General features: G+C 64.1%; 22 protein-coding genes. 15 read left to right on the top strand and 7 right to left on the bottom strand.

The genetic code is table 11. The features are described 5' to 3' along the window. Window positions 1-34: 34 nt before the first annotated feature. Window positions 35-736, bottom strand: a complete 702-nt coding sequence (locus JANGC3_RS31010; protein WP_017879427.1) for a hypothetical protein — start codon at window positions 734-736, stop codon at window positions 35-37. Between the two features lie 372 nt (window positions 737-1,108). Between JANGC3_RS31010 and JANGC3_RS0125995 the strand changes: the two genes are divergently transcribed. From JANGC3_RS0125995 to hemH, 6 genes are all read left to right on the top strand, one after another. Beyond that, entirely contained in the window at window positions 1,109-1,741 is a 633-nt protein-coding gene (locus tag JANGC3_RS0125995; protein ID WP_232429819.1) for a response regulator transcription factor, read from the top strand. A 74-nt stretch (window positions 1,742-1,815) separates the two neighbouring features. After that, window positions 1,816-3,297 (top strand): PhoPQ-activated pathogenicity-related family protein, encoded by a 1,482-nt coding sequence (locus JANGC3_RS0125990; RefSeq protein ID WP_017879425.1) that lies wholly within the window; start codon window positions 1,816-1,818, stop codon window positions 3,295-3,297. A gap of 99 nt (window positions 3,298-3,396) precedes the next feature. Next, complete coding sequence (locus JANGC3_RS0125985) at window positions 3,397-5,526, top strand: TonB-dependent receptor plug domain-containing protein (protein WP_081612039.1); 2,130 nt, start codon at window positions 3,397-3,399, stop codon at window positions 5,524-5,526. After that, entirely contained in the window at window positions 5,527-6,477 is a 951-nt protein-coding gene (locus JANGC3_RS31005) for a hypothetical protein (protein ID WP_017879423.1), read from the top strand. Continuing rightward, window positions 6,474-8,006 (top strand): sensor histidine kinase, encoded by a 1,533-nt coding sequence (locus JANGC3_RS0125975; RefSeq protein WP_017879422.1) that lies wholly within the window; start codon window positions 6,474-6,476, stop codon window positions 8,004-8,006. Before JANGC3_RS31005 ends, JANGC3_RS0125975 begins: the two co-directional genes overlap by 4 nt. A gap of 39 nt (window positions 8,007-8,045) precedes the next feature. After that, window positions 8,046-9,155, top strand: a complete 1,110-nt coding sequence (gene hemH / locus JANGC3_RS0125970; RefSeq protein ID WP_017879421.1) for a ferrochelatase — start codon at window positions 8,046-8,048, stop codon at window positions 9,153-9,155. Between the two features lie 181 nt (window positions 9,156-9,336). Here the strand turns inward: hemH and JANGC3_RS33410 are convergent, their stop codons facing one another. Next, entirely contained in the window at window positions 9,337-9,483 is a 147-nt protein-coding gene (locus JANGC3_RS33410; RefSeq protein ID WP_017879420.1) for a hypothetical protein, read from the bottom strand. Window positions 9,484-9,672: 189 nt separating this feature from the next. On the opposite strand from JANGC3_RS33410, the gene grpE reads away from it, so the two are divergent. The 4 genes from grpE to can all read left to right on the top strand — a co-directional run bounded on the left by grpE (window position 9,673) and on the right by can (window position 14,305). Then, a complete protein-coding gene (grpE, locus tag JANGC3_RS0125960) occupies window positions 9,673-10,200 on the top strand; it encodes a nucleotide exchange factor GrpE (RefSeq protein ID WP_026133545.1) in 528 nt (175 codons plus the stop codon). A gap of 102 nt (window positions 10,201-10,302) precedes the next feature. After that, window positions 10,303-12,249: a molecular chaperone DnaK gene (gene dnaK / locus JANGC3_RS0125955; protein WP_026133544.1), complete on the top strand. Its 1,947-nt coding sequence runs from the start codon at window positions 10,303-10,305 to the stop codon at window positions 12,247-12,249. 146 nt (window positions 12,250-12,395) lie between these two features. Further along, window positions 12,396-13,526, top strand: a complete 1,131-nt coding sequence (dnaJ, locus tag JANGC3_RS0125950; RefSeq protein WP_026133543.1) for a molecular chaperone DnaJ — start codon at window positions 12,396-12,398, stop codon at window positions 13,524-13,526. Between the two features lie 107 nt (window positions 13,527-13,633). After that, a complete protein-coding gene (gene can / locus JANGC3_RS0125945; RefSeq protein WP_017879415.1) occupies window positions 13,634-14,305 on the top strand; it encodes a carbonate dehydratase in 672 nt (223 codons plus the stop codon). Between the two features lie 129 nt (window positions 14,306-14,434). On the opposite strand, the gene JANGC3_RS0125940 is transcribed toward can, so the two are convergent. The 3 genes from JANGC3_RS0125940 to JANGC3_RS33030 are packed head-to-tail and all read right to left on the bottom strand — an operon-like array spanning window position 14,435 to window position 15,483. Beyond that, the gene (locus JANGC3_RS0125940) at window positions 14,435-14,755 is read right to left on the bottom strand and encodes a hypothetical protein (protein ID WP_017879414.1); all 321 of its coding nucleotides are present in this window, start codon (window positions 14,753-14,755) and stop codon (window positions 14,435-14,437) included. A gap of 1 nt (window position 14,756) precedes the next feature. After that, on the bottom strand, window positions 14,757-15,344 hold the full coding sequence (locus JANGC3_RS0125935) for a hypothetical protein (RefSeq protein ID WP_017879413.1): 588 nt from the start codon (window positions 15,342-15,344) through the stop codon (window positions 14,757-14,759). Continuing rightward, a complete protein-coding gene (locus JANGC3_RS33030) occupies window positions 15,313-15,483 on the bottom strand; it encodes a hypothetical protein (RefSeq protein ID WP_157407020.1) in 171 nt (56 codons plus the stop codon). Before JANGC3_RS33030 ends, JANGC3_RS0125935 begins: the two co-directional genes overlap by 32 nt. Window positions 15,484-15,555: 72 nt before the next feature. On the opposite strand from JANGC3_RS33030, the gene JANGC3_RS0125930 reads away from it, so the two are divergent. Genes JANGC3_RS0125930 through JANGC3_RS0125915 form a run of 4 tightly spaced genes read left to right on the top strand, consistent with a single transcriptional unit; the run spans window position 15,556 to window position 19,249 of the window. Beyond that, window positions 15,556-16,440, top strand: coding sequence for a TauD/TfdA dioxygenase family protein (locus tag JANGC3_RS0125930; protein WP_026133541.1), 885 nt, complete (start codon window positions 15,556-15,558; stop codon window positions 16,438-16,440). A gap of 49 nt (window positions 16,441-16,489) precedes the next feature. Continuing rightward, on the top strand, window positions 16,490-17,515 hold the full coding sequence (locus JANGC3_RS0125925; RefSeq protein WP_017879411.1) for an ABC transporter substrate-binding protein: 1,026 nt from the start codon (window positions 16,490-16,492) through the stop codon (window positions 17,513-17,515). A gap of 4 nt (window positions 17,516-17,519) precedes the next feature. Beyond that, window positions 17,520-18,377, top strand: coding sequence for an ABC transporter ATP-binding protein (locus JANGC3_RS0125920; RefSeq protein WP_017879410.1), 858 nt, complete (start codon window positions 17,520-17,522; stop codon window positions 18,375-18,377). Further along, the gene (locus JANGC3_RS0125915; RefSeq protein WP_017879409.1) at window positions 18,374-19,249 is read left to right on the top strand and encodes an ABC transporter permease; all 876 of its coding nucleotides are present in this window, start codon (window positions 18,374-18,376) and stop codon (window positions 19,247-19,249) included. Before JANGC3_RS0125920 ends, JANGC3_RS0125915 begins: the two co-directional genes overlap by 4 nt. A gap of 70 nt (window positions 19,250-19,319) precedes the next feature. On the opposite strand, the gene JANGC3_RS33025 is transcribed toward JANGC3_RS0125915, so the two are convergent. Next, window positions 19,320-19,862 carry a hypothetical protein gene (locus JANGC3_RS33025; RefSeq protein WP_157407018.1) on the bottom strand — a complete coding sequence of 181 codons (543 nt, stop codon included), beginning with the start codon at window positions 19,860-19,862 and terminating at the stop codon, window positions 19,320-19,322. A 303-nt stretch (window positions 19,863-20,165) separates the two neighbouring features. Here JANGC3_RS33025 and JANGC3_RS0125900 point away from each other — a divergent pair, with 303 nt between their 5' ends. After that, window positions 20,166-20,915, top strand: a complete 750-nt coding sequence (locus JANGC3_RS0125900; protein ID WP_017879406.1) for an SDR family oxidoreductase — start codon at window positions 20,166-20,168, stop codon at window positions 20,913-20,915. A gap of 18 nt (window positions 20,916-20,933) precedes the next feature. Here JANGC3_RS0125900 and JANGC3_RS0125895 read toward each other — a convergent pair whose 3' ends face one another. Beyond that, on the bottom strand, window positions 20,934-21,335 hold the full coding sequence (locus tag JANGC3_RS0125895) for a GFA family protein (protein WP_026133540.1): 402 nt from the start codon (window positions 21,333-21,335) through the stop codon (window positions 20,934-20,936). Between the last annotated feature and the right edge of the window lies 1 nt (window position 21,336).

Genomic DNA, 21,336 nt, shown 5'->3' with positions numbered 1-21,336 from the left:
CGCTAACTTGAGGGCCCGACAGCCAGGCCCGGCTTTACACCCAGCATTCGACGATGACGGCGTCGTCGCCGGGGGCGCGTTCCAGGCAGTTGGGCACGTGCGGCATGGCGTTGATGACGTTGCGCCGGATCAGCGTCAGCGAGGTCGCCGTCAATACCGTCTCGGTGGCCGTCGACGCGCCGTCGTACAAAAATTTGCGCGCCACGAAACAGTGCGGATAGTCGGCCGGATGGTCGTAAATGATCCAGATCGGCACGCTGTCGTCGACGGCGGCGGCGCCGGCGCCGGCGCGCTCGGCGCCGTCGATGCGCTCGCCCACATCGGCGGCGTCGACAACGCCAGCCGTTTCAGCGCTTTCATTGACCTCGCAACGGCGGCCCACCATGGCGCGCAGCGCGGCCGCCGCGGCGGCGTCGGCGCTGGCTATTTTCATCGCCAGCGTCGTGCTGACGCGCGCGTGGCCGGCAACGGCCTCGTTCCAGCACTGGTAGCGCTGCGAGTCGGCGCGCTCGCCGTCGCCAAACCATACCGTCGTCTCAAACAGCATCGGCTCGCCCTCGCCGAAAGCGCGGTGCTGGTCAATGCCGAGGAAAACGGTGCTGACCAGGTAGCGCTCGGTTTCATCGCGGGCCACGCGGTGCGCCGCCGGCTCCTGCCCCATCCAGCGCGCCCAGCGTGCCACGTCGGCGCAGGGGAGCGGCACCTTGTTTTCATCCAGAATGTATCCCTGAATCATAGACCCACCCTGCGCGCGCGGGCTTCGTATTGATTAAGTGTAATTGTCATGGTCGCCCAGGTTCGCAGTGAAAAATCGATCGGGCCGCCTAGTCGCCCGCCACTCCTAAAAAGCATCCCCGGCGGCCGGCTGCCGCAGCTGAATGCCGCCTCATTGCCGCCCACAGGCGCGGCTCTTCTAGTGCCTTACAGATAAATAATTCAAGAACATTTATTTTTAAGTATCATTGCTATAGACATATTGATTTGCATCAATAAGTTGCCGTTTAGACGTACAAATATTGCCAGATGCTGGCATTGTTCGTGCTCGCAAAATGTAGCTTTTTAGAATTTAAAACGTGGAGGGCGTGCGGTGAGTGTAGAAACAAAAGCGGTGATCAGAGTACTACTGGCCGACGACCATCCGATCGTCATGTCGGGGTTTGCGGTGGCGCTGGCCAGTTTTGGCATCGAGGTGGTGGGGCAGGTCAAAACGCCGCGCGAAGCCATTTGCAAGTATACCGAATTACTGCCGGACGTGCTGATGCTGGACATTCGCTTCGGCGACGGCGCCACCGGGATCGACGCCGCCAAGGAGGTGCTCAAAGCGCATCCGGGCGCCAGGATCATTTTCCTCAGCCAGTTCGACCAGGATAGCCTGATCAAGGAAAGTTACAAGATCGGCGCGCGCGCCTTCCTCACCAAGGACTGCGATCCTGCCGACCTGGCCAACGCGGTGACGCGCGCGCATGAAGGCGGCCTGTATTTCTTGCCCTTGATCGCCGAGCGTTTGGCCAATCTGTCGGTACGCGGCGATTATTCGCCGCAGTCGCTGCTCGACGAACGCGAGTTCGACGTCTTCATCCTGATGGCCAAGGGCATGACCAATCTCGAAATGGCGGAGCAACTCAAACTGTCGCCGAAGACCATCAGCAACCTCAGCCAGGCGGTCAAGGAGGCGCTGGGCATGACGCGCATGGCCGACATCGCCCGCCTGGCGATCAAACACGAACTACTCACGCCCTGAATGCCGCCTTCCGCTTCGCCGCGGAAGGCGGCGACAGCTTTTGCCCACCCGATCCCTTCTCTATAAAGTCCGCAATGAAAAATAATCTCAGCTTGGTTTGCGCGCTGGTCTTTGCCGCGAGTTCCTGCACCGCCGCGCACGCCGCCGCCGACAAGTCCGGCCCGGGCGAATGCCTGGACGGGCGGCGCACCGACTTCAGCGACGTGCTGGCCTGCTACCGCAAGGAACAGGCCAACCTGCCGCTGCAGTACAGCCACTCGGGCAGCAGCGTCACCGAGGGCGTCGAGAAACGCGCGTACAAGCTGGAGTCGCAGAACTGGACGCCCGGTTTTGTTGTCACCCCGGCGAGATGGTCGCATGAGGTGGAAATTTTCATCCCGGAAAACGCGCTGTCGCAACGCGCACTGCTGGTCATCAATAACGGCGTCAACGCCGGGGAAAGCGTTCCCGGCCAGGCGCCGACCGACTTTCCCGAGCAAGTCTTGCGCTCGGTCGCGCAGAAAACCCGCACCATCGTCATTTCCGTCAGCAATGTGCCGAATCAATACCTGACGTATGAAAACGACACCCGCGGCAGACGGGAGGACGACAGCGTCGCCCACAGCTGGAAACTATTCCTGGACGCCCCGGAAGCGCGCCCCTACGCCTCGCTGCACGTGCCGATGATGGCGGCCGCCGTGAAAACCATGGACCTGGCGGAAATCGAGCTGCGCCGCTGGGGCGTGCGCCGCTTCATCGCGGCGGGCACCTCGAAGCGCGGCTGGGCCGCCTGGCACACGGCGATCGTCGACCGCCGCGTCGACGCCATCGTGCCGTTCGTGTTCGACGGCCTGAACACGAAGAGGATGCTGGAACACACCTTCAAGGTGTATGGCGGCCATTGGCCGCTGGCGCTGACCCCGTATGTCAACGAAGGGATCATGGAGCGCCTGCAGACGAAAGAGTTCCGCAAGCTGATGGATATCGAAGATCCCTTGCGCTATTTGAACACGTCCTACGCGCACCGTCTTGCCATACCAAAATACATCGTCAACGCCAGCGGCGACGATTTCTTCACGCCCGACAACGCCAGGCTGTATTTCGATAAGCTTCCAGGCGTCAAGACCTTGCGCGTGGCGCCGAACAGCAACCACTACGGCATCAAGGGCTTTACCGAGGATTCGCTGGTGCCCTTCACCAACCGTCTGCAGCACGCCGTCAGGATGCCCAAGCTGCTCGCCGAAGTCGACCACGAGGATGGCGCCAGCATCCTGAACGTGCGCTTTTCCGAAGCGCCGGTGCGGCTGGTGAAGTGGGTCGCGCACAATCCGCTGTCGCGCGATTTCCGCTATGCCTGCGGCATCCGCTATGTCGCCAGCAGCATCGAGATGGAGCAGGACGAACGCGAACTGCGCACGCCGATCGACAAACCGGCGCAAGGTTGGGGCGCGACCTTCGTCGAAGCGCATTTCGCCGACGGCTTCACGGCCAGCACGCCGGTCTACATTTCCCCGGAAAAAGCCTACCCGGATAGCGCCCCGCCAAGCCCGGGGGCCGGTTGCGACATCCTGCCGTAACGGCCGGGCGCGGGCGCTTTCGCGCGCCCGCGCCCACCGCGGCCCGCCATCCCCCTTCCTCCAACCGGCCATCGGCTGGTACCCTGGACTGCTACTAATATGCCATTTTCCCTGCGAACCGCAGTATTGATCGCCGCGCCGGCGGCGCTGGCCGCCGCGTGGCCCTGCGCCGCCCTGGCCGCGGAAGCGGATATCGGCAGCGACATTCCAATGGTGCTGACGCCGACGCGCCTGCGCCAGTCGCTGGTCGACGTGCCGGGCAGCGTCACCATCATCACCGCCGACATGCTGAAAAAATTCGGCATTCGCAGCATCCCCGACGCGCTCCGGCTGGTGCCGGGAATGGCGGTGACGCGGGTCACCGGCAGCGACTACCGCATCAACTACCACGGCACCAACATCCTGGTTCCCAGGCGCATGAACGTGCTGGTCGACGGCATGTCCGTGTACGGCCTGCGCATCGCGCTGGTCGACTGGAACGCGCTGCCGGTGGTGCTGGAGGACATCGAGAAAATCGAAGTGATCCGCGGCCCCAACAGCGCGTCCTACGGGGCCAATTCCATGTTGGCAATTGTAAACATCATCACCAAGCATCCGAGCGAGGCCGACGGCGCGCTGCTGCGCGCCAACGGCGGCACGCTGCAGGAATTCGGCGCCACGGCGCGCTACGGCGGCAGGCTCGGCGAGCGCACCGCCTACCGGGTGACGGCGGAGCACCTGGGCGACAAGGGCTTCGATTATGCGTCGACGATGCGCGCCGGCCACGACACCAGCCGCCTGGCGCGCCTGAACCTGCGCGCGCTGACCACCCTCTCGGACGATGAAACGCTCGACCTGCAAGCGTCCGTGGTGCAGGGCGTCAACCAGATGGAATTCGTCGACGCCAGCCAGATACGCTTCCCGGACATTCGGGTGCGCGACTATTCCGTCAGCGCGACATGGAAAAACAACCTGACCGATCACCACGCGGTGCAGGTGCAAGCGTACGTGACGAAACAAAGCCGGGGCCAGGCCTGGCGCAGCTGCGTGCCCAGCGTGGCGCTGCTGCCGGAGCTGTACCGGTTGAGCCGCGCCAATCCGGTGTATGCGAACGAGGTGCTGGCGGGGCGCGTCGCGCCGTCCGGCAACGCCGCCGAGGATAGCTTGGCGACGGCGGCGCGCGCGGCCATCCGCGCGCTGGGCGCGCAGGCGCGCGAAAAAATCTGCGTCGACAGCAACCAGGACTTGTCCGAGGTGCGCTCCGACGTCGAATTCCAGGACATCGCGATTGTTTCCAGCGCCTTGAGGATGGTCAATGGCGTCGGCGTGCGCCGCGACAACGCGGTGTCCGACACCTATCTCGCCGGCAGGGTCGACAACACCACCTGGCGCGCCTTCTCCAACGTCGAATACAAGCCGGGCGCCGCCCTGAACGTCAACGCCGGCGGCTTCCTGGAGAAGAACACGTTAACCGGCTCGGCGTTTTCCCCGCGCATCGCGCTGAACGTCCACCTCGACGCCCACAGCAGCATGCGCTTCGTGCTGTCGAGGGCGGTGCGCATGCCGGACATGCTGGAGCAGCGCGCCGACTGGAGCTACCCGGCGAGCAACTTCAGCGCGCCGCTGAACGGCGCCGTCACGGGCCGCTTCTACCGCAACGCCATCTCGCCGGCCAAGCTGAGCGGCGAAAAGATCGTCTCGAAGGAAATCGGCTACCTGGGCAATTTTCCGCACTACGGCGTGCTGGTCGACGCCAAGCTGTTCGACGACAAGCTGACCGGCTTGATTTCCGAAAAGCTACAGAGCGCCTCGTTTCTGCCGACCAACGACAACTCGGCCAGGCTCAGCGGCCTGGAGATGCAATTGAACTATGTCCCCGCCGACAACTGGAGCATGTTTGCCGCCTATTCCTACCTCAACAACCACGCCTCGACCGTGTATGAACGAACCCAGTACGCCCGCCACAGCGGCGCCGTCGGCCTGGCCCGCACGCTGCGCGGCGGCTGGCGCTACGCGCTGGGATACTACGGCTATGGCCAGCGCACGCAGGGGCAGACGCCCTACGGCCGCACCGACCTGGTCTTGTCAAAATCCTTCCGCATGGAAAAAGACACCAGCGTCACGCCGTCCCTCTCGGTATCGCGCCTGCGCCATCGCGGCGCCGCCTACTTCGACGACATCGGCAAAATCCGCGAAAGCCGTTACAACGACGGCATGCAATACGTCTTTTCGCTGACGGTCGGTTTTTGAATGCCGATCCGTCTACGCCGCCTATATAAAAGCGCCGCGCGGGGCGCAGCGGCGCTAGGCGGCATCGTGCTGGCGCTGGCGCCGCTCTGCGGCGGCGCCGCCGGGGCCGCGGCGCCGCACAACCACGCCGTCCACATTGCCGTGTCGGACGACAGCGAGAGCACCCGCGGCATCGTTGCCGCGTTGAGCAAGGCCATGCCGGCGGCGCAGGTGTCGACGGACGCCGGCAAACGCCAGGCGAAAAGCGGCGCCATCTACATCGCGGTCGGACCGGCGGCCTTGCGCGCGCTGCTGCAGCAAAACGTCGACGGCGTCATCATCGCCGTGTACACCTCCGGCCTGGCCTACCGCGGCATTCTCGACGCCGCGCCCGGGCCGCGCGCCGCCGCCGTCACGGCGATCTACGCCGAGCCGTCGCCGGCGCTGCAGTTGCGGCTCATCACGTTGCTGTATAAACAAGCGGTGACGGTGGCGGTCATTTTGAGCGACAAGACCAGCTACCTGGAACCGCTGCTGCAGCGCGCCGCCGTCCAGGCCGGCAGCACGCTGCGCATCGAGCACTTCGCCGCCGGAAGCAAGCTGAACCGTGTGCTGAACCGCATCGCCGACGTGCCTACCCTGCTGGTGATGCCCGACGGCGCCCTCTACAACCCCGAGAATATCCGCAACATCCTGATGACCAGCTATCGCCACAACCAGTCCGTGATCGGTTTTTCGGCGGGCCTGGTCAAGGCCGGCGCGCTCGCCTCGATCTATTCCGACAACGACGACATCCACGCCCAGATCGAAGAGCTGATCGGCGAAGTCGACGGCACCGGAAAAGTGCCCGAGCCGCAGTACGCGAAATATTACAGCGTCATCGTCAACGACGACGTGGCCGAGTCGCTGAACCTGGTGGTCAACGAGAAGGCCCGGCGCCTGTCGCGCAAACCGCCGGCGCGGCAGCCATGAGGCCCGTCGGCTGGAAAAACTGGGGCATCGGCGCGCGCCTGGTCCTGATCACGATTTTGCCGGTCGTCATGATGTTCCTGACGGTCGTGCTGTGCTCCTACCAGGCGCGCCTGTCGGAGGTGGCCGAGGAACTCGACGAGCGCGGCCGCGTGATCGCCACGGCCCTGGCCGACAGCGCCGAATACGGCGTGGTGTCCGGCAACGCCGGCGATCTGCGGCGCATCGTCAACGGCCTGGTCAAGGCCGACAACGATATTTACCGGATCGAGATCCTCAACGCGCAACGCAGCGCGCGCCTGCACCTGGCCACCAATGTGCGCCGCGCGGCCGGCGACGTGGTGTGCGAGGCGCCCATCAACAAGCAGACCCTGGCCATCAGCGACTATTCGGACGGCGGCCCGCACGTGTCCGGCATTGCCGAAGGCCCGCCGAAGGTGGTGCGCGCCGACGTCATCGGCTATGTGCGGGTCACGATGTCGCCGTCCAGCCTGCAGGCCAGGCAGCGCCACCGCCTAGTCGTCGAATCCATCATCACCCTGTGCGTGCTGGTGGCAACGGTCGGCTTCGCGCTGTATCTGCGGCGCATACTCAGCAGGCCGCTGGCGTCCACCATTTGCGCCGTGCGCGCCATCATGGCCGGCCACTACCAGGTGCAGGTGCGGGTGACGACGGGCGGCGAAATCGGCGATTTGCAAGCGTCGATCAACGCCATGGCGGTCGGCTTGAGCCAGTCGAAGCAGAACCTGGAAAACAAGGTGCAGGCGCGGACCCGCGACCTGTTGAAGTCGCGCAACGAAGCCTTGAAATCGGACGCCGAAAAACGCAAGCTGATCCAAAAAGTCAATTCCGCCGTCGAGGACGAGCGCAAGAGCATCGCCATTGAAATCCACGACGAGCTCAACGCCACGCTGATCGCCGCGCGCCTGAACTCGCAGCGCATCCTCGCGCTGGCGACGGCCGCCGACAACAGCCCGGCCGTCGAGGAAATCAAGGAGCGGGCGCAGTCCACCATCGAGTTGACGTCGAACCTGTACGCCAGCGCGCGCAACATCGTCAGGCGGCTGCGCCCGGAGGTGCTCGACATGCTCGGCCTGGACGGCGCGGTCGAGGAAATGGTCAACAATTACGGCCGCGCCGGCGTCGGCCAGTTCAACTTCCAGTGCGTCGGCGACGTCAGCCGGCTCGACGGTTCGCTGGCCATCGCCGCCTACCGGCTGGTCCAGGAGGCGTTGTCGAATGTCGTCAAGCACGCGCGGGCGAGCAAGACCACGGTGACGCTGTTCTTGATCGAGGAAGACGACAACCTGCAAATTACCATCGCCGACAACGGCGCCGGCTTCGACGCCGGCGCCGCCAGCCAGGGCATCGGACTGATCGGCATGCGCGAGCGCGTGGTGGGCGTCGACGGGCGCATCGACATCGCCTCCGTCGTGGGGCGGGGCACCGAAATCACGCTGACGTTGCCGCTGCGCACGGAAGACGCCGCCGCCGCGTCTTTGCCGGACGGGCCGCCGCATTCCTATCTATAATGGCGTGCTGTTCCCGTTCACCGCCTCGCGAAGCCCGCCATGTCCTTCTTAAAAGAACCCCCCTATATCCACGGCAACGTCGACCGCAGCGCCGTCGTGCTGGTGAACCTGGGCACGCCCGACGCGCCGACGCGCTCGGCGGTGCGGCGCTATCTGAAGCAATTCCTGTGGGACCGCCGCGTCGTCGAAATTCCGCGTCTGCTGTGGTGGTGCATCCTGCATGTGATTATCCTGCCGTTCCGCTCGGGCCAGTCGGCGAAAAAATACGCGTCCATCTGGACCGGCGACGGCTCGCCGTTGAAGGTGCACACGCAGCGGCAGGCCATGTTGCTGCGCGGCGCGCTGGGCCAGCGCGGCCACGACGGCCTGACCGTCGCCATGGCGATGCGCTACGGTTCGCCGTCGCTGCCCGAGGTGCTGGCCAGGCTGAAGGCCGACGGCTGCGAGCGCGTCGCCATCCTGCCGGCCTATCCGCAATACTCCGGCACCACCACCGGGTCGATCTACGACGCCGTGTTCGAGCACTACGCGCAGGTGCGCAACGTGCCCGAGTTGCGCTTCGTTAAGAATTACCACGACCACGACGCCTATATCGACGCCCTGCGCGATAGCGTGCTGGCGCACTGGGAGGCGCACGGCCGCGGGCAAAAACTGGTGATGAGCTTCCACGGCGTGCCCAAGCGCACTCTGCTGTTGGGCGACCCCTACCATTGCCAGTGCCTGAAGACGGCGCGCCTGCTGGCCGCCAAGCTGCGCCTGGCGCCGCAACAGTACCTGGTGACGTTTCAGTCGCGCTTCGGCAAGGCCGAGTGGCTGCAGCCGTACACCGCGCCGACGCTGCAGCAACTGGCGCGCGACGGCGTCGCCAGCGTCGACCTGCTGTGCCCGGGCTTCACCAGCGACTGCCTGGAAACGCTGGAAGAGATCGCGATGGAGGCCAAGCACGACTTCGAGGCCGCCGGCGGCAAGCAATTCCATTACATCGCCTGCTTGAACGAGACGCCGGCCTGGATCGCCGGCCTGGCCGAAATCGCCGAGCAGCACATGATAGGCTGGCCGACCATGAAGACGGCGGCCCAGCGCGACGCCGACAACCGCGACGGCGCGGCGGCCCGCGCGGCGGCGCTGGCCTTGGGCGCCGCCAACTAGCCCGGTAGCGGACGGCGCCGGCGCGGTTTTGTCGCCACACCGTCCGGCGCCGCGCGCCGGCGCGTATCGCGCCAGTGGCGGGAGCGGCGGCGACACTGTTAAAATAGCCGGCTGTTGGAATAACTTGTCTGACAAACAAGCCGAGAAGCACGCCGAGAAGCACGCTGAAAAGCGGGCCGCGTCAAGGCAGCGTCAATTCGGTATAGCAGATCCACGCCGTGGTGAGGACGGCGTAGACCAGGACGGCCGCGGCGATGATGGAGGTTTTCATGATGCGCTCCCGGATTAGGGGGTGCTGCATGGCGCGCAGCGGGTCTTCCTTATCCATAGTAGACCTTCTGGCGCAAAAGGAAACATCCCGGCAGACGAAGTTTTGTAACGTTGGGATAGGGGCGGGCGGCGAGAATGCTTGCCGGTAATACCCCTTGAAACAGTAGGATATATCCCCATCTGGCTACAGTGCCGTACAGAAGTCAAGCCAAACTAATTTAAGTCATTGATTGTAGGAGTCTTTTAGATGCAAGATCAGGAAAACCAAGCTGTACCTAATGCGCAGGCCGAGGCCGCGCCATCGACTCCCGCCGAACCGACCCTGGAAGAGCAGCTGGCCAGCACCGAAGCGCGTCTTGCTGAAATGCACGACGCCTTCATGCGCGCCAAGGCCGATGGTGAAAACATCCGCCGCCGCGCCCAGGAAGACGTCGCCAAGGCGCACAAATTCGCCGTCGAGAGCTTCGCCGAGGCCATGGTGCCGGTCAAAGACAGCCTGGAAATGGCCTTGACGGTGGAAACGCCGTCGATCGAGTCGCTGAAAGAGGGCGTCGAGATGACGTTGAAACAATTGACGTCGGCCTTCGAGAAAAACCGCTTGCTGGAAATCGTCCCGACGCCGGGCGACAAGCTCGATCCGATGAAGCACCAGGCGGTGGCCGTGGTGCCGGCGGAGCAGGAAGCCAATACGGTCGTGGCAGTGTTGCAAAAGGGTTACATGATCGCGGACCGCCTGCTGCGTCCCGCCATCGTCACCACCGCGCAAGCAAAATAAGTACAAATAATAAGCCGTGCGGCATCAAGAAGATCTTGAAAGCACACAGTTTTTCCACATATAAGAACCATCTGAACTTCAGCAAATTAAGGGAAAAAAATCATGGGTAGAATTATCGGTATCGATCTGGGAACTACAAATTCCTGCGTTTCCATCATGGAAAACGGTCAACCAAAGGTAATCGAAAACGCCGAAGGCGCACGCACGACGCCGTCGATCATCGCTTACCAAGAAGATGGCGAAATCCTGGTTGGCGCGCCGGCCAAGCGCCAGGCCGTCACCAACCCGCAGAACACGCTGTACGCGGTCAAGCGTTTGATCGGTCGCAAGTTCGACGAGAAAGAAGTACAAAAAGACATCGCCCTGATGCCTTACCAGATCATGAAAGCCGACAACGGCGACGCATGGATCGGTGTGCGCGACAAGAAGCTGGCGCCGCCACAAATTTCCGCCGAAGTGTTGCGCAAGATGAAGAAAACCGCCGAAGACTACCTCGGCGAAGAAGTCACCGAAGCCGTCATCACGGTACCGGCCTACTTCAACGACTCGCAGCGCCAAGCCACCAAGGACGCCGGCCGTATCGCCGGTCTGGACGTCAAGCGCATCATCAACGAGCCGACCGCGGCCGCGCTGGCCTTCGGCCTGGACAAGACCGAAAAGGGCGACCGCAAGATCGCCGTGTATGACTTGGGTGGCGGCACGTTCGACGTCTCGATCATCGAGATCGCCGACGTCGACGGTGAAAAGCAGTTCGAAGTGTTGTCGACCAACGGCGACACCTTCCTCGGCGGCGAAGACTTCGACCAGCGCATCATCGATTACATCATCGAAGAATTCAAAAAAATCAACGGCCTGGACCTGAAAAAAGATCCAATCGCCCTGCAACGCATCAAGGCCTCGGCCGAGCGCGCGAAGATCGAACTGTCGTCGTCGCAGCAGACCGAAATCAACGAGCCGTACATCGCCATGGCGAACGGCGCGCCGGTCCATCTGAACCTGAAAATGACCCGCGCCAAGCTGGAGTCGCTGGTGGAAGAGCTGATCGCCGCGACGATGGAGCCTTGCCGCACCGCGATCAAGGACGCCGGCGTCAAGGTGTCCGACATCGACGACATCATCCTGGTCGGCGGTATGACCCGTATGCCGAAGGTGCAGGAAAAAGTCAAAGAGTTCTTCGGCAAAGAGCCGCGCAAGGACGTCAATCCGGACGAGGCCGTGGCGGTTGGCGCGGCGATCCAGGGTTCGGTGTTGTCGGGCGAGCGCAAAGACTTGCTGTTGTTGGACGTCACGCCTTTGTCGCTGGGTATCGAAACCCTGGGCGGCGTGATGACCAAGATGATCCACAAAAACACCACGATCCCGACCAAGTTCAGCCAGGTCTTCTCGACGGCCGACGACAACCAGCCCGCGGTCACGATTAAAGTGTTCCAGGGCGAACGCGAAATCGCCGCCGGCAACAAGGGCCTGGGCGAATTCAATCTGGAAGGTATCCCGCCGGCATCGCGCGGCACCCCGCAGATCGAAGTGACCTTCGACATCGACGCCAACGGCATTTTGCACGTCGGCGCGAAAGACAAGGCCACCGGCAAGGAAAACAAGATCACGATCAAGGCCAACTCCGGTCTGACCGAGGCGGAAATCCAGAAGATGGTGAAAGATGCCGAGCTGAACGCCGAAGAAGACAAGAAAGTCAAGGAATTGGCCGAGTCGCGCAACCAGGCCGACGCGCTGGTGCACTCGACCCGCAAATCGCTGCTTGAATACGGCGACAAGCTGGAAGCGGGCGAGAAAGAAAAAATCGACGCCGCCATCACCGACCTGGAAACGTCGCTGAAAAGCGCCGACAAGGCCGAGATCGACGCCAAGATTGCCGCGCTGTCGAGCGCCTCGCAAAAGCTGGGCGAGAAGATGTACGCTGACGCGCAAGCGCAGCAAGCGGCGGCCGGCGGCGGCGAAGGCGCCCAGCAAGCTGCTGGCGCGTCCGAGTCGAACGCCAAGCAAGACGATGTCGTCGACGCCGATTTCAAGGAAGTTAAAGATAGTAAGTAATCTTTAGCGACTTTGAGGTCGAGCGCTACGGCGCGGCAACGCGCCGCGCCGACATGCCGAGCCGAGCGACCGACTAACGCGGTACTCGACTCGGCTTTTTCGTGTAACTAGTACATCAGTAAGTTAGACTGCAAGGTGCCGACAACATGGCAAAGCGTGATTTTTACGAGACACTTGGTGTCGCGAAGAACTCTTCGGAAGAAGAGATCAAAAAGGCTTACCGCAAACTGGCGATGAAATATCATCCGGACCGCAATCCGGACAATAAGGAATCGGAAGAAAAGTTTAAGGAAGTCAAAGAAGCCTACGAAATGCTGACCAATCCGGAAAAGCGCGAAGCGTACGACCGTTACGGCCACGCCGGCGTGGACCCGAACATGGGCGGTGGCGGCGGCTTTGGCGGCGGCCAGGGCGGCTTCGCCGACAGCTTCGGCGACATTTTCGGCGACATCTTCGGGGGCGGCGGCCGCAGCCGCAACGCCGGCCCGCAGGTCTACCGCGGCGCCGACTTGCGCTACAACCTGGAAATTACGCTGGAGCAGGCGGCGCACGGCTTCGACACGACCATCCGCGTGCCGTCGTGGGACAAGTGCGACACTTGCCACGGTTCCGGCGCCAAGCCCGGCACGTCGCCGTCCACTTGCACCACGTGCGCCGGCCACGGCCAGGTGCGCATGCAGCAAGGTTTCTTCAGCATCCAGCAAACCTGCCCGAAATGCCATGGTAGCGGCAAGGTCATCACCGACCCGTGCGCGCCATGCGGCGGCGCCGGGCGCATCAAGCGCAACAAGACGCTGGAAGTGAAAATTCCGGTCGGTATCGACAACGGCATGCGCATCCGCTCGTCCGGCAACGGCGAACCGGGTACCAATGGCGGCCCGGCGGGCGACCTGTACGTGGAAATCCACATCAAGCCGCACGCCGTGTTCCAGCGCGAAGGCGACGACCTGCATTGCGAGATGCCAATATCGTTCACCAAGGCGGCCCTGGGCGGAGAGATCGAAGTGCCTACGCTGTCGGGCAAGGTATCGTTCACGATTCCCGAAGGCACCCAGTCGGGTAAAACCTTCCGCCTCAAAGGCAAGGGTATCAAGGGCGTGCGCTCCGGCTACGCCGGCGACCTGTTCTGCCACGTGGCGATCGAAACGCCGGTCAAGCTGACGGAAAAGCAGAAAGAGCTGCTGCGCGACTTCGAGAAGTCAACCACCGAAGGCGGCGCCAAGCACAGCCCGCAAAGCAAGACCTGGAAAGACAAAGTTAAGGACTTCTTCGAGTAATTTTGCCGACAGAAGTATCGGGGCGCGCAGGCGCCCCTGTTTGATGACCGTTGAATCGCTCCTTTGAAGAGTGGTTCGGCGGTCTTATTACGTGTGAATGGAAGATTATGAACGAACCGAAAAGCGTCTCGGCTCTGGCCTCACTGCTGCAAAACAACCGCGCGTGGGCCGATGCGATGGTGGCCAAGGAGCCGAATTTTTTTAAGAAACTGGAGTCGCAGCAATCCCCCGAATACTTGTGGATAGGCTGCTCCGACAGCCGCGTGCCGGCCAACGAGTTGCTCGGCCTGGCGCCGGGCGACGTTTTCGTCCACCGCAACATCGCCAACGTGGTGGTGCATTCGGACTTGAATTGCCTGTCGGTGCTGCAGTTCGCCATCGACGTGCTCAAGGTGAAGCACGTGATCATCGTCGGCCACTACGGCTGCAAGGGGGTGCACGCGGCCATGACGGGCACGCGCATCGGCCTGGCCGACAACTGGCTGCGCCACGTGCAGGACGTGCACCAGAAGCACGAGCGCTACCTGGGCGACGTGTTGACGAGCGGCCAGCGCGCCGACCGCCTGTGCGAGTTGAACGTTACCGAGCAGGTCGTCAACGTTTGCCAGACCACGATCGTGCAGGACGCCTGGGACCGCGGCCAGGAAGTCAGCGTGCACGGCTGGGTGTATGGCTTGCAGGACGGCTTGCTCAACGACCTTGAAATCACGGTCGGGGCGGCGCATGAATTGGCGCCGCGCATGAAGAGCCGGCTTGAGCGCTACGCCGCCATCGCCTGACGCCACGCTCTTGTCGGCAACGCTCGTCGTAGGTCGGATTGGCGGAACGCGTAAGCCGACGCCGAGCCGTTGCCGACGCCAGTCGGGTGACGCCCCTTGGGCTAAGCCGACCTACGAACATTGCGCTCTTCACTGCTCGGCCAGCTTGCCACGCGCCGGTCCGGCGGCCGTGTTGCACCAGCAGGTCGCGCCGACCGCTCCCGCGCGGTTCAGCGCGCACGATGTCAGCTGGGTCAGGCAGATATTGCTTTGACGTGAAGCGGACGCCGCGCTCGCCGGCGCCGGCGCCTCGCGCGCCCGGTGCTCGAGCGTGCTGCAGAAGTGGCGGATGCGCGCCTCGTTCATGCCGCCTTCCCGCATGTCGCGCCGGTCCCGCGCCGTGCAGTCGGCCAGCGCCGCGCCGCACCACAGGCCGGCGGCGCACAGCGCCATGAACAGTCGTATCGCCATCCTAGCTCCCCACCAACACCAATTTGTACGTATCGCCGTCGCGCACGAGCTGATATTTGTCGCGTGTTGTACCGCGATACGACACCTTGAGTTCCTTCGGCGTCGGCGGCGCCTCGCTGATCGCGCCCGCCTCGGGGTACAACTGGAGCCTGAAGATCTCGTTGCGGGCGAACGGCGTGGCGCGCACGATGACGAAATGGTAGTCGCGGGTGACGCGGCCAACGCCGGCGTCGCGTTGCACCGCCCGGTAGTACAGGTCGTCGTCGGCGGGGACGATTTGCTGGTCCCTTTCGAGTCCGATGATCACCCCCTGGAACAGATGGTCGTGCAACTGCGCGTACATCCACCAGCCCACCGACAGGAACACCAGCAGCAGGCCGGAGACGATCGACAGGCGGAAGTAGTTGCGGTAGTCCTGGCGTTCCTCGGCCAAGGCCGGCGGCGTCAGGCGTTCGTTGACGTGCGCGTAGTAGGAATGCGCGGTGCGCGTGACAACCAGCAGGAACAGGATCGAAAAGAAGAACGGACCCCACAGGAAACTGGCGTTGGCCAGCGATTCAATCCATTCGAACGGCTGCGGTGACGGCATGGCGGTGCTCCGGCAAAAAGCGATGGGCGCGCGTGACGCCATGGTCCACTGTCGCAAATCGGGCGGCGGCGGCTTTGTCCGCGCGCAAGGCCGGCGCAAATTGTCGCGCGCCGCCGGCTTGCGGAATGCGCATATTCATATCGGATATGCTTCGTTTGCAGACGGCGCGGCGCGGCATAGACTGGGCTTTTCCACCTTCTGTTTGCCGCCTATGTCAGCCGTCCTCGCCTCCGCCCCCGTCGCCCCCGGTTTCAGCATCGAACTGTTCGACGCGCCACTGGGCGCGCAAGTTATCGGCCTCGACCTGGCGCGGCCGCTCGGCGCCGGCGACTTCCAGCGCATCCACCACGCCCACCTGGACCACCACGTGCTGGTGTTCCGCGACCAGCGCATCACGCCGCGGCAGCAGATCGATTTCAGCCGTCGTTTCGGGCGCCTGCAGACCCATGTGCTGCGCCAGTTCCAGTTGCCGTTCTATCCCGAGATACTGCTCATTTCTAACATCTTCGAGAACGGCCAGCCGACCGGCCTGGGCGACGCCGGCCAGTTCTGGCACTCCGACCTGTCGTACAAGGAAGTGCCGAGCCTGGGCTCGATGCTGCACGCCCAGGAGTTGCCGCAGGAGGGCGGCGACACCCTGTTCGCGAATATGCACCTGGCCTGGGAAAGCCTGCCGGCGGCGCTGCGCCACGCGGTGCGCGGCGCGCACGCCGAGCACAGCTACCTGGCCCAGTACGCCGAGCTGCAACGGCGCAATCCCTTCCGCCCGAACCTGACCCAGGCGCAGATCGACGAGGTGCGCCCGGTTACGCATCCGGTGGTGCGGGTGCATCCGGAAACCGGGCGGCGCGCGCTGTTCGTCAGCGAGCATTTCACCACCCGCATCGTCGGCTTGCCGGACGACGAGAGCGCCGCGTTGCTGGCCGAGTTGTTCGCCCACAGCGTCAAGCCGCAGCACATCTACCGCCACAGCTGGCAGGCGCACGATCTGGTGTTCTGGGACAACCGCTCGCTGATGCACCTGGCGGCCGGCTGCCCGGCCGACCAGCGCCGCAAACTTTACCGCACCACCATCGAGGGCGACGTGCCGTTTTGATTTGCCCCCGCAGCATTTTTCGTTCCACCACCTTTTCTAAGGAGTGCCCATGTCCCTGATTTCCACGACCCCGAAACGCCTGCTCGCCGCCAGCCTGGCCCTGATGTGCGGCGCGCTGATGGCGACCGCGCCGGCCCGGGCCGAGGGCCGCATCCGCATCTCCGAGCAACACGGCGTCACCTATCTGCTGCTCAACATCGCCCAGGAGCAAAAACTGATCGAGAAGTACGGCAAGCGCGACGGCGTCGACGTCAAGGTCGAGTGGATCAAGCTGTCGGGCGGGCCGGCGGTCAACGACGCGCTGCTGTCGGGTTCGATCGACATCGCCAGCGCCGGCCTGGGGCCGCTGCTGACGATGTGGGACCGCACCGCCGGCAAGCAGAACGTCAAGGGCGTCGCCTCGCTCGGCAATTTTCCGTATTACCTGGTCAGCAACAACCCGAAGGTCAACACCCTGGCGGACCTGAGCGACAAGGACCGCATCGCGCTGCCGGCGGTGGGCGTGTCGGTGCAGTCGCGCATCCTGCAGATGGCGGCGGCCAAGCAGTGGGGCGAGAAGCAGTTCAACCGCCTCGACCGGCTGACCCAGACCCTGCCGCATCCGGACGCGGCGGCCGCCGTGATCGCCGGCGGCACGGAAATCTCCGGCCACTTCGGCAATTCGCCGTACCAGGAACAGGAGCTGGCGCAGAACCCGAACGCGCACGTCATCCTCAATTCCTATGACGTGCAGGGCGGCCCGAGTTCGTCGACGCTGTTGTACGCGACCGAGAAATTCCGCAAGGACAATCCGAAAACCTACCGCGCCTTCACCGCCGCGCTGGTCGAGGCGGCGCAGTTCGCCAGCGCCAACCCCGAGGCCGCCGCCGACATCTACCTGCGCGTCAGCAAGAGCGGCGTCGACCGCAACCTGCTGCTGAAAATCATCAAAAACCCGCAGGTGCAGTTCAAGATCGCGCCGCAAAACACCTACGGCATGGCGCAATTCCTGCACCGCATCGGCGTGCTGAAAAACCTGCCGGCGAACTGGAACGCGTATTTCTTTGACGACCCGGCCATCACGCAGGGGGGCTAAGCGCATGCATCCACCCACCCTGCAAATCGTCAGGCCGCCGCCGCCGCCGGCACCGCTGCTGCGCGTGCGCGACGTCAACCTGGAATACCGTACCGACGCGCGCACCGTGCGCGCCACCCACGAGGTCAGTTTCGAGGTCCACCGCGGCGACCGCTTCGTGCTGCTGGGGCCGTCCGGCTGCGGCAAATCGTCGCTGCTGAAGGCGGTCGCCGGCTTCATCGCGCCGCAGTCGGGCAGTATCGAGCTGGACGGGCGCGCGGTGACGCGGCCGGGACCGGACCGCATCGTCGTGTTCCAGGAATTCGACCAGTTGCCGCCATGGAAAACGGTGCTGGAAAACGTCATGTTCCCCTTGCTGGCGACGGGCCGGCTGGCGCGCCGCGACGCGCGCGAGCGCGCCATGCACTGGATCGGCAAGGTCGGCCTGGACGGCTTCGAGCAGGCCCATCCGCACACCTTGTCGGGCGGCATGAAGCAGCGCGTCGCCATCGCGCGGGCGTTGGCGATGCAGCCGGAAGTGTTGCTGATGGACGAGCCCTTCGCCGCGCTCGACGCGCTGACGCGCCGAAAAATGCAGGAGGAACTCGGACGGCTGTGGGAGGAGCTGCGTTTCACCTTGCTGTTCGTCACCCATTCGATCGAAGAGGCGCTGGTGGTCGGCAACCGCATCCTGCTACTGTCGCCGCATCCGGGGCGGGTACGGGCCGAACTCAACAGCCACCAGTTCGGCCTGCACAGCGCCGGTGGCGCCGAGTTCCAGGCGGCGACCCGGCGCATCCACGGCCTGCTGTTCGACGGGGCGGCGGAGGCGGCGCCGGCGCCCGGGCGCGCGGCGGAACCGGTCTACCGGGTGGCGATATGAGCGCGCTTTTGGAACCGCCGATCCGCCAAGAGTTTGACTACACGCCGGCGCCGCCCGGCCAGTTGACGCTGGAACGGCCGCTGCCGCTGGGGCGGCGCGTGTGGGCGCAGGGCTGGATGCGCAAGGCGGTGATGTTGCTGGCGCTGGCCATCATATGGGAGGGCCTGGCGCGCTGGCAAGACAACGACTTGCTGCTGCCGAGCTTTCTGCAAACGGCGCGCGCCTTCGTCGGCGGCGTCGCCAGCGGCGAGCTGATCGCCCGCGTCGCCGTGTCGCTCGGCGTGCTGCTGCAAGGCTACCTGGCGGGCATCGTCGCCGCCTTCGCGCTGACCTCGCTGGCGGTGTCGACCCGGCTCGGGCGCGACCTGCTGGAAACGCTGACGTCGATGTTCAATCCGCTGCCGGCGATTGCGCTGCTGCCGCTGGCGCTGCTGTGGTTCGGCCTGGGGCGCGGCAGCCTGATCTTTATTTTGATGCACTCGGTGCTGTGGCCGCTGGCGCTGAACACCTACGCCGGCTTCCAGGGCGTGCCGGACACGCTGCGCATGGCCGGCCGCAACTACGGCTTGAACGGACTGCGGCTGGTGCTGCACATCTTGGTGCCGGGCGCGCTGCCGGCCATTCTGTCGGGGTTGAAGATCGGCTGGGCCTTCGCCTGGCGCACGCTGATCGCCGCCGAATTGGTGTTCGGCACCACCTCGTCGGGCGAGGGCGGCTTGGGCTGGTACATCTTCCAGAACCGCAACGAGCTGTACACCGACAAGGTGTTCGCCGGGCTGGCCATGGTGATCGTCATCGGGCTGCTGGTCGAAAACCTCGGCTTTCGCACGCTGGAGCGGCTGACCGTGCGGCGCTGGGGCATGCAGCGCTGAGCGGCCGGCGTCGCATGGCGCAGGCCGGGCGCCGTCCGTGCCCAGCCCGCATGTCGGCAAGATTGCGGTATTACTCTATTTTTACATCGCCCCGATACCAATCATTGCCGACCTGGCGCAGATCGGCTTGCTGAACTGGCCCCGAGGCGCCGGAGCCGGTGTGATGATCCTCGATCGACGAGATTTTATCCAACTGCACCGTGTTGTCACTGTTGTAGGTCGTGCTGTGAAGAACCATCGTGCCGTTCGTCCAGTCGATGCTTTTTAGCAGGCCCTGTTCGCACTGCGCGTTGATCGTGTACGAACTGAATTTCCCCCATACCCTCAGATAGGTATTGCTTGGAATGGCGCTCAGTTGCTGTTTGATTCGTTCATCCATGTGGCATGCTCCAGTTAGTTTAAACCAAGATGAAATTCCCTGATAGCGGTCGATGGCGGCGGCTGCGACCTTACTTGGTAAGGGAATAAGGAGGACCCAGGCGGCCGCGCCATCTGCTCGACGCGGCGCTGGTTGCAGTACCTGGCGTTGTGCGCGTGCGCAGTCAACAGCGGTGATATTACGCAATATTTTTACGTGGAATTTGCTGTACGTTTGGGTATTGATATGGATCAAGGCGCTGCGGGGAGCGGGCGCAAAATCCGCCCCGCGGGCGGGGGCGGACGCATCGTTCAGCGGCGCGGCCGCGAATCACGTGGGCGTCGGTGGGTATGAGTAGTCGTGCAACCAGGCAGTAATCATTCAGCATCCGGCCTCCTATATCGCTTTGGCGAACGGGTGACTCATCATCGTCATAGTCAAGGCGGGCAGCCAGTCCCGTCCATGTTATCACCAAGCATGCGCCCGGCCGCGTTTTCTAGCAGGAGCGTCGAAGTGCTATTCTTGCCGCTTCGCTCATTGTAATCGGAGGACATTGGCATGGCTGAAAAATTGATTTTGGTCACGGGCGGCGGGCGCGGCATCGGCGCGGCTTGCGCCTTGCTGGCGGCCGAGCGCGGCTACACGGTGTGCGTCAACTACCACAGCGATGCGGGCGCCGCGGCCGCCGTCGTCGCCGCCATTGAACGCGCCGGCGCAAGCGCGCTGGCGATCCAGGCCGACGTGTCCAACGAAGCCGAGGTGCTGCGCATGTTCGGGCAGATCGACGAACGCTTCGGGCGCCTCGACGCGCTGATCAACAACGCCGGCGTCCTGGCCCCGCAAATGCGCGTCGAGCAGATGGACGCCGCGCGCATCAACCGTATTTTGGCGACCAACGTCACCGGCAGCTTCCTGTGCGCGCGCGAGGCGGTGCGGCGCATGTCGACCAGACACGGCGGCGGCGGCGGCGCCATCGTCAACATCTCGTCGCGCGCCGCCGTGCTCGGTTCGCCGGGGGAGTATGTCGACTACGCCGCGTCGAAAGCGGCGCTGGACGCGCTGACGACGGGCTTGGCGAAGGAAGTGGCGCACGAACAGATCCGCGTCAACGGCGTGCGCCCGGGCTTGATCCACACGCGGATGCACGCCAGCGGGGGCGAACCCGGCCGCGTCGGGCGTTTGCAGTCCTCGGTGCCGATGGGGCGCGGCGGCGAGGCGGCCGAGGTGGCGCGCGCCGCCCTGTGGTTGTTGTCGGCCGAGGCTTCCTACACCACCGGCAGCTTCATCGACGTGTCCGGCGGCCGCTGAGCGCCGGCCCGCCATGCTTCACAGGTGGCGCACCTCGGCCGGCGGCGTGTGCCAGTTGTCGTTGCGGCCGTCGAGGTAGGTGATGGGGGCGTTGGCCAGCTCCTCGTCGGCGACGCCGTCGAGGCAGCCGAGGTTGACGCCGTAGAACTTGCCCCAGCGCGGAGATTGGCCCTGTCCGAAGGGGTGCACGCCGCAGTGCTGGCAGAAGTAGTGGTGCTCGGTTTTGCTGTTGAACTGGTACAGCTTCAAGTCGCTCTGTCCCGACAGCAGGCGGAACGCCTGCGGCTGCACGACCGCCGGCCAGAAGCGGATCTTGGCGCAGATCGAACAGTTGCAGCGGAGGGTCTCGCGGCTCAGGTCGATGTCGGCTTCGAAGCGCACGGCGCCGCAGTGGCAACTGCCTTGGTAGGTTTTCAACATC

This window comes from Janthinobacterium sp. CG3, from assembly GCF_000344615.1.
In the GTDB taxonomy this organism is placed as follows: domain Bacteria; phylum Pseudomonadota; class Gammaproteobacteria; order Burkholderiales; family Burkholderiaceae_D; genus Janthinobacterium.
Note: the sequence above shows the minus strand (reverse complement) of the source record. Positions and strands in the feature narration are given on the sequence as shown.

Excerpts from the sequence above, each read along its gene's own strand:
- JANGC3_RS31010 (WP_017879427.1), bottom strand. The coding sequence starts at position 736 with ATGATTCAGGGATACATTCTGGATGAAAACAAGGTGCCGCTCCCCTGC.
- JANGC3_RS0125940 (WP_017879414.1), bottom strand. The coding sequence starts at position 14,755 with ATGGCGATACGACTGTTCATGGCGCTGTGCGCCGCCGGCCTGTGGTGC.
- dnaK (WP_026133544.1), top strand. The coding sequence starts at position 10,303 with ATGGGTAGAATTATCGGTATCGATCTGGGAACTACAAATTCCTGCGTT.
- JANGC3_RS0125990 (WP_017879425.1), top strand. The coding sequence starts at position 1,816 with ATGAAAAATAATCTCAGCTTGGTTTGCGCGCTGGTCTTTGCCGCGAGT.
- JANGC3_RS31005 (WP_017879423.1), top strand. The coding sequence starts at position 5,527 with ATGCCGATCCGTCTACGCCGCCTATATAAAAGCGCCGCGCGGGGCGCA.
- JANGC3_RS33410 (WP_017879420.1), bottom strand. The coding sequence starts at position 9,483 with ATGGATAAGGAAGACCCGCTGCGCGCCATGCAGCACCCCCTAATCCGG.
- grpE (WP_026133545.1), top strand. The coding sequence starts at position 9,673 with ATGCAAGATCAGGAAAACCAAGCTGTACCTAATGCGCAGGCCGAGGCC.
- hemH (WP_017879421.1), top strand. The coding sequence starts at position 8,046 with ATGTCCTTCTTAAAAGAACCCCCCTATATCCACGGCAACGTCGACCGC.
- can (WP_017879415.1), top strand. The coding sequence starts at position 13,634 with ATGAACGAACCGAAAAGCGTCTCGGCTCTGGCCTCACTGCTGCAAAAC.
- JANGC3_RS0125925 (WP_017879411.1), top strand. The coding sequence starts at position 16,490 with ATGTCCCTGATTTCCACGACCCCGAAACGCCTGCTCGCCGCCAGCCTG.
- JANGC3_RS0125975 (WP_017879422.1), top strand. The coding sequence starts at position 6,474 with ATGAGGCCCGTCGGCTGGAAAAACTGGGGCATCGGCGCGCGCCTGGTC.
- JANGC3_RS0125985 (WP_081612039.1), top strand. The coding sequence starts at position 3,397 with ATGCCATTTTCCCTGCGAACCGCAGTATTGATCGCCGCGCCGGCGGCG.
- JANGC3_RS0125895 (WP_026133540.1), bottom strand. The coding sequence starts at position 21,335 with ATGTTGAAAACCTACCAAGGCAGTTGCCACTGCGGCGCCGTGCGCTTC.
- JANGC3_RS0125915 (WP_017879409.1), top strand. The coding sequence starts at position 18,374 with ATGAGCGCGCTTTTGGAACCGCCGATCCGCCAAGAGTTTGACTACACG.
- JANGC3_RS0125900 (WP_017879406.1), top strand. The coding sequence starts at position 20,166 with ATGGCTGAAAAATTGATTTTGGTCACGGGCGGCGGGCGCGGCATCGGC.
- dnaJ (WP_026133543.1), top strand. The coding sequence starts at position 12,396 with ATGGCAAAGCGTGATTTTTACGAGACACTTGGTGTCGCGAAGAACTCT.
- JANGC3_RS0125930 (WP_026133541.1), top strand. The coding sequence starts at position 15,556 with ATGTCAGCCGTCCTCGCCTCCGCCCCCGTCGCCCCCGGTTTCAGCATC.
- JANGC3_RS0125920 (WP_017879410.1), top strand. The coding sequence starts at position 17,520 with ATGCATCCACCCACCCTGCAAATCGTCAGGCCGCCGCCGCCGCCGGCA.
- JANGC3_RS0125935 (WP_017879413.1), bottom strand. The coding sequence starts at position 15,344 with ATGCCGTCACCGCAGCCGTTCGAATGGATTGAATCGCTGGCCAACGCC.
- JANGC3_RS33030 (WP_157407020.1), bottom strand. The coding sequence starts at position 15,483 with ATGAATATGCGCATTCCGCAAGCCGGCGGCGCGCGACAATTTGCGCCG.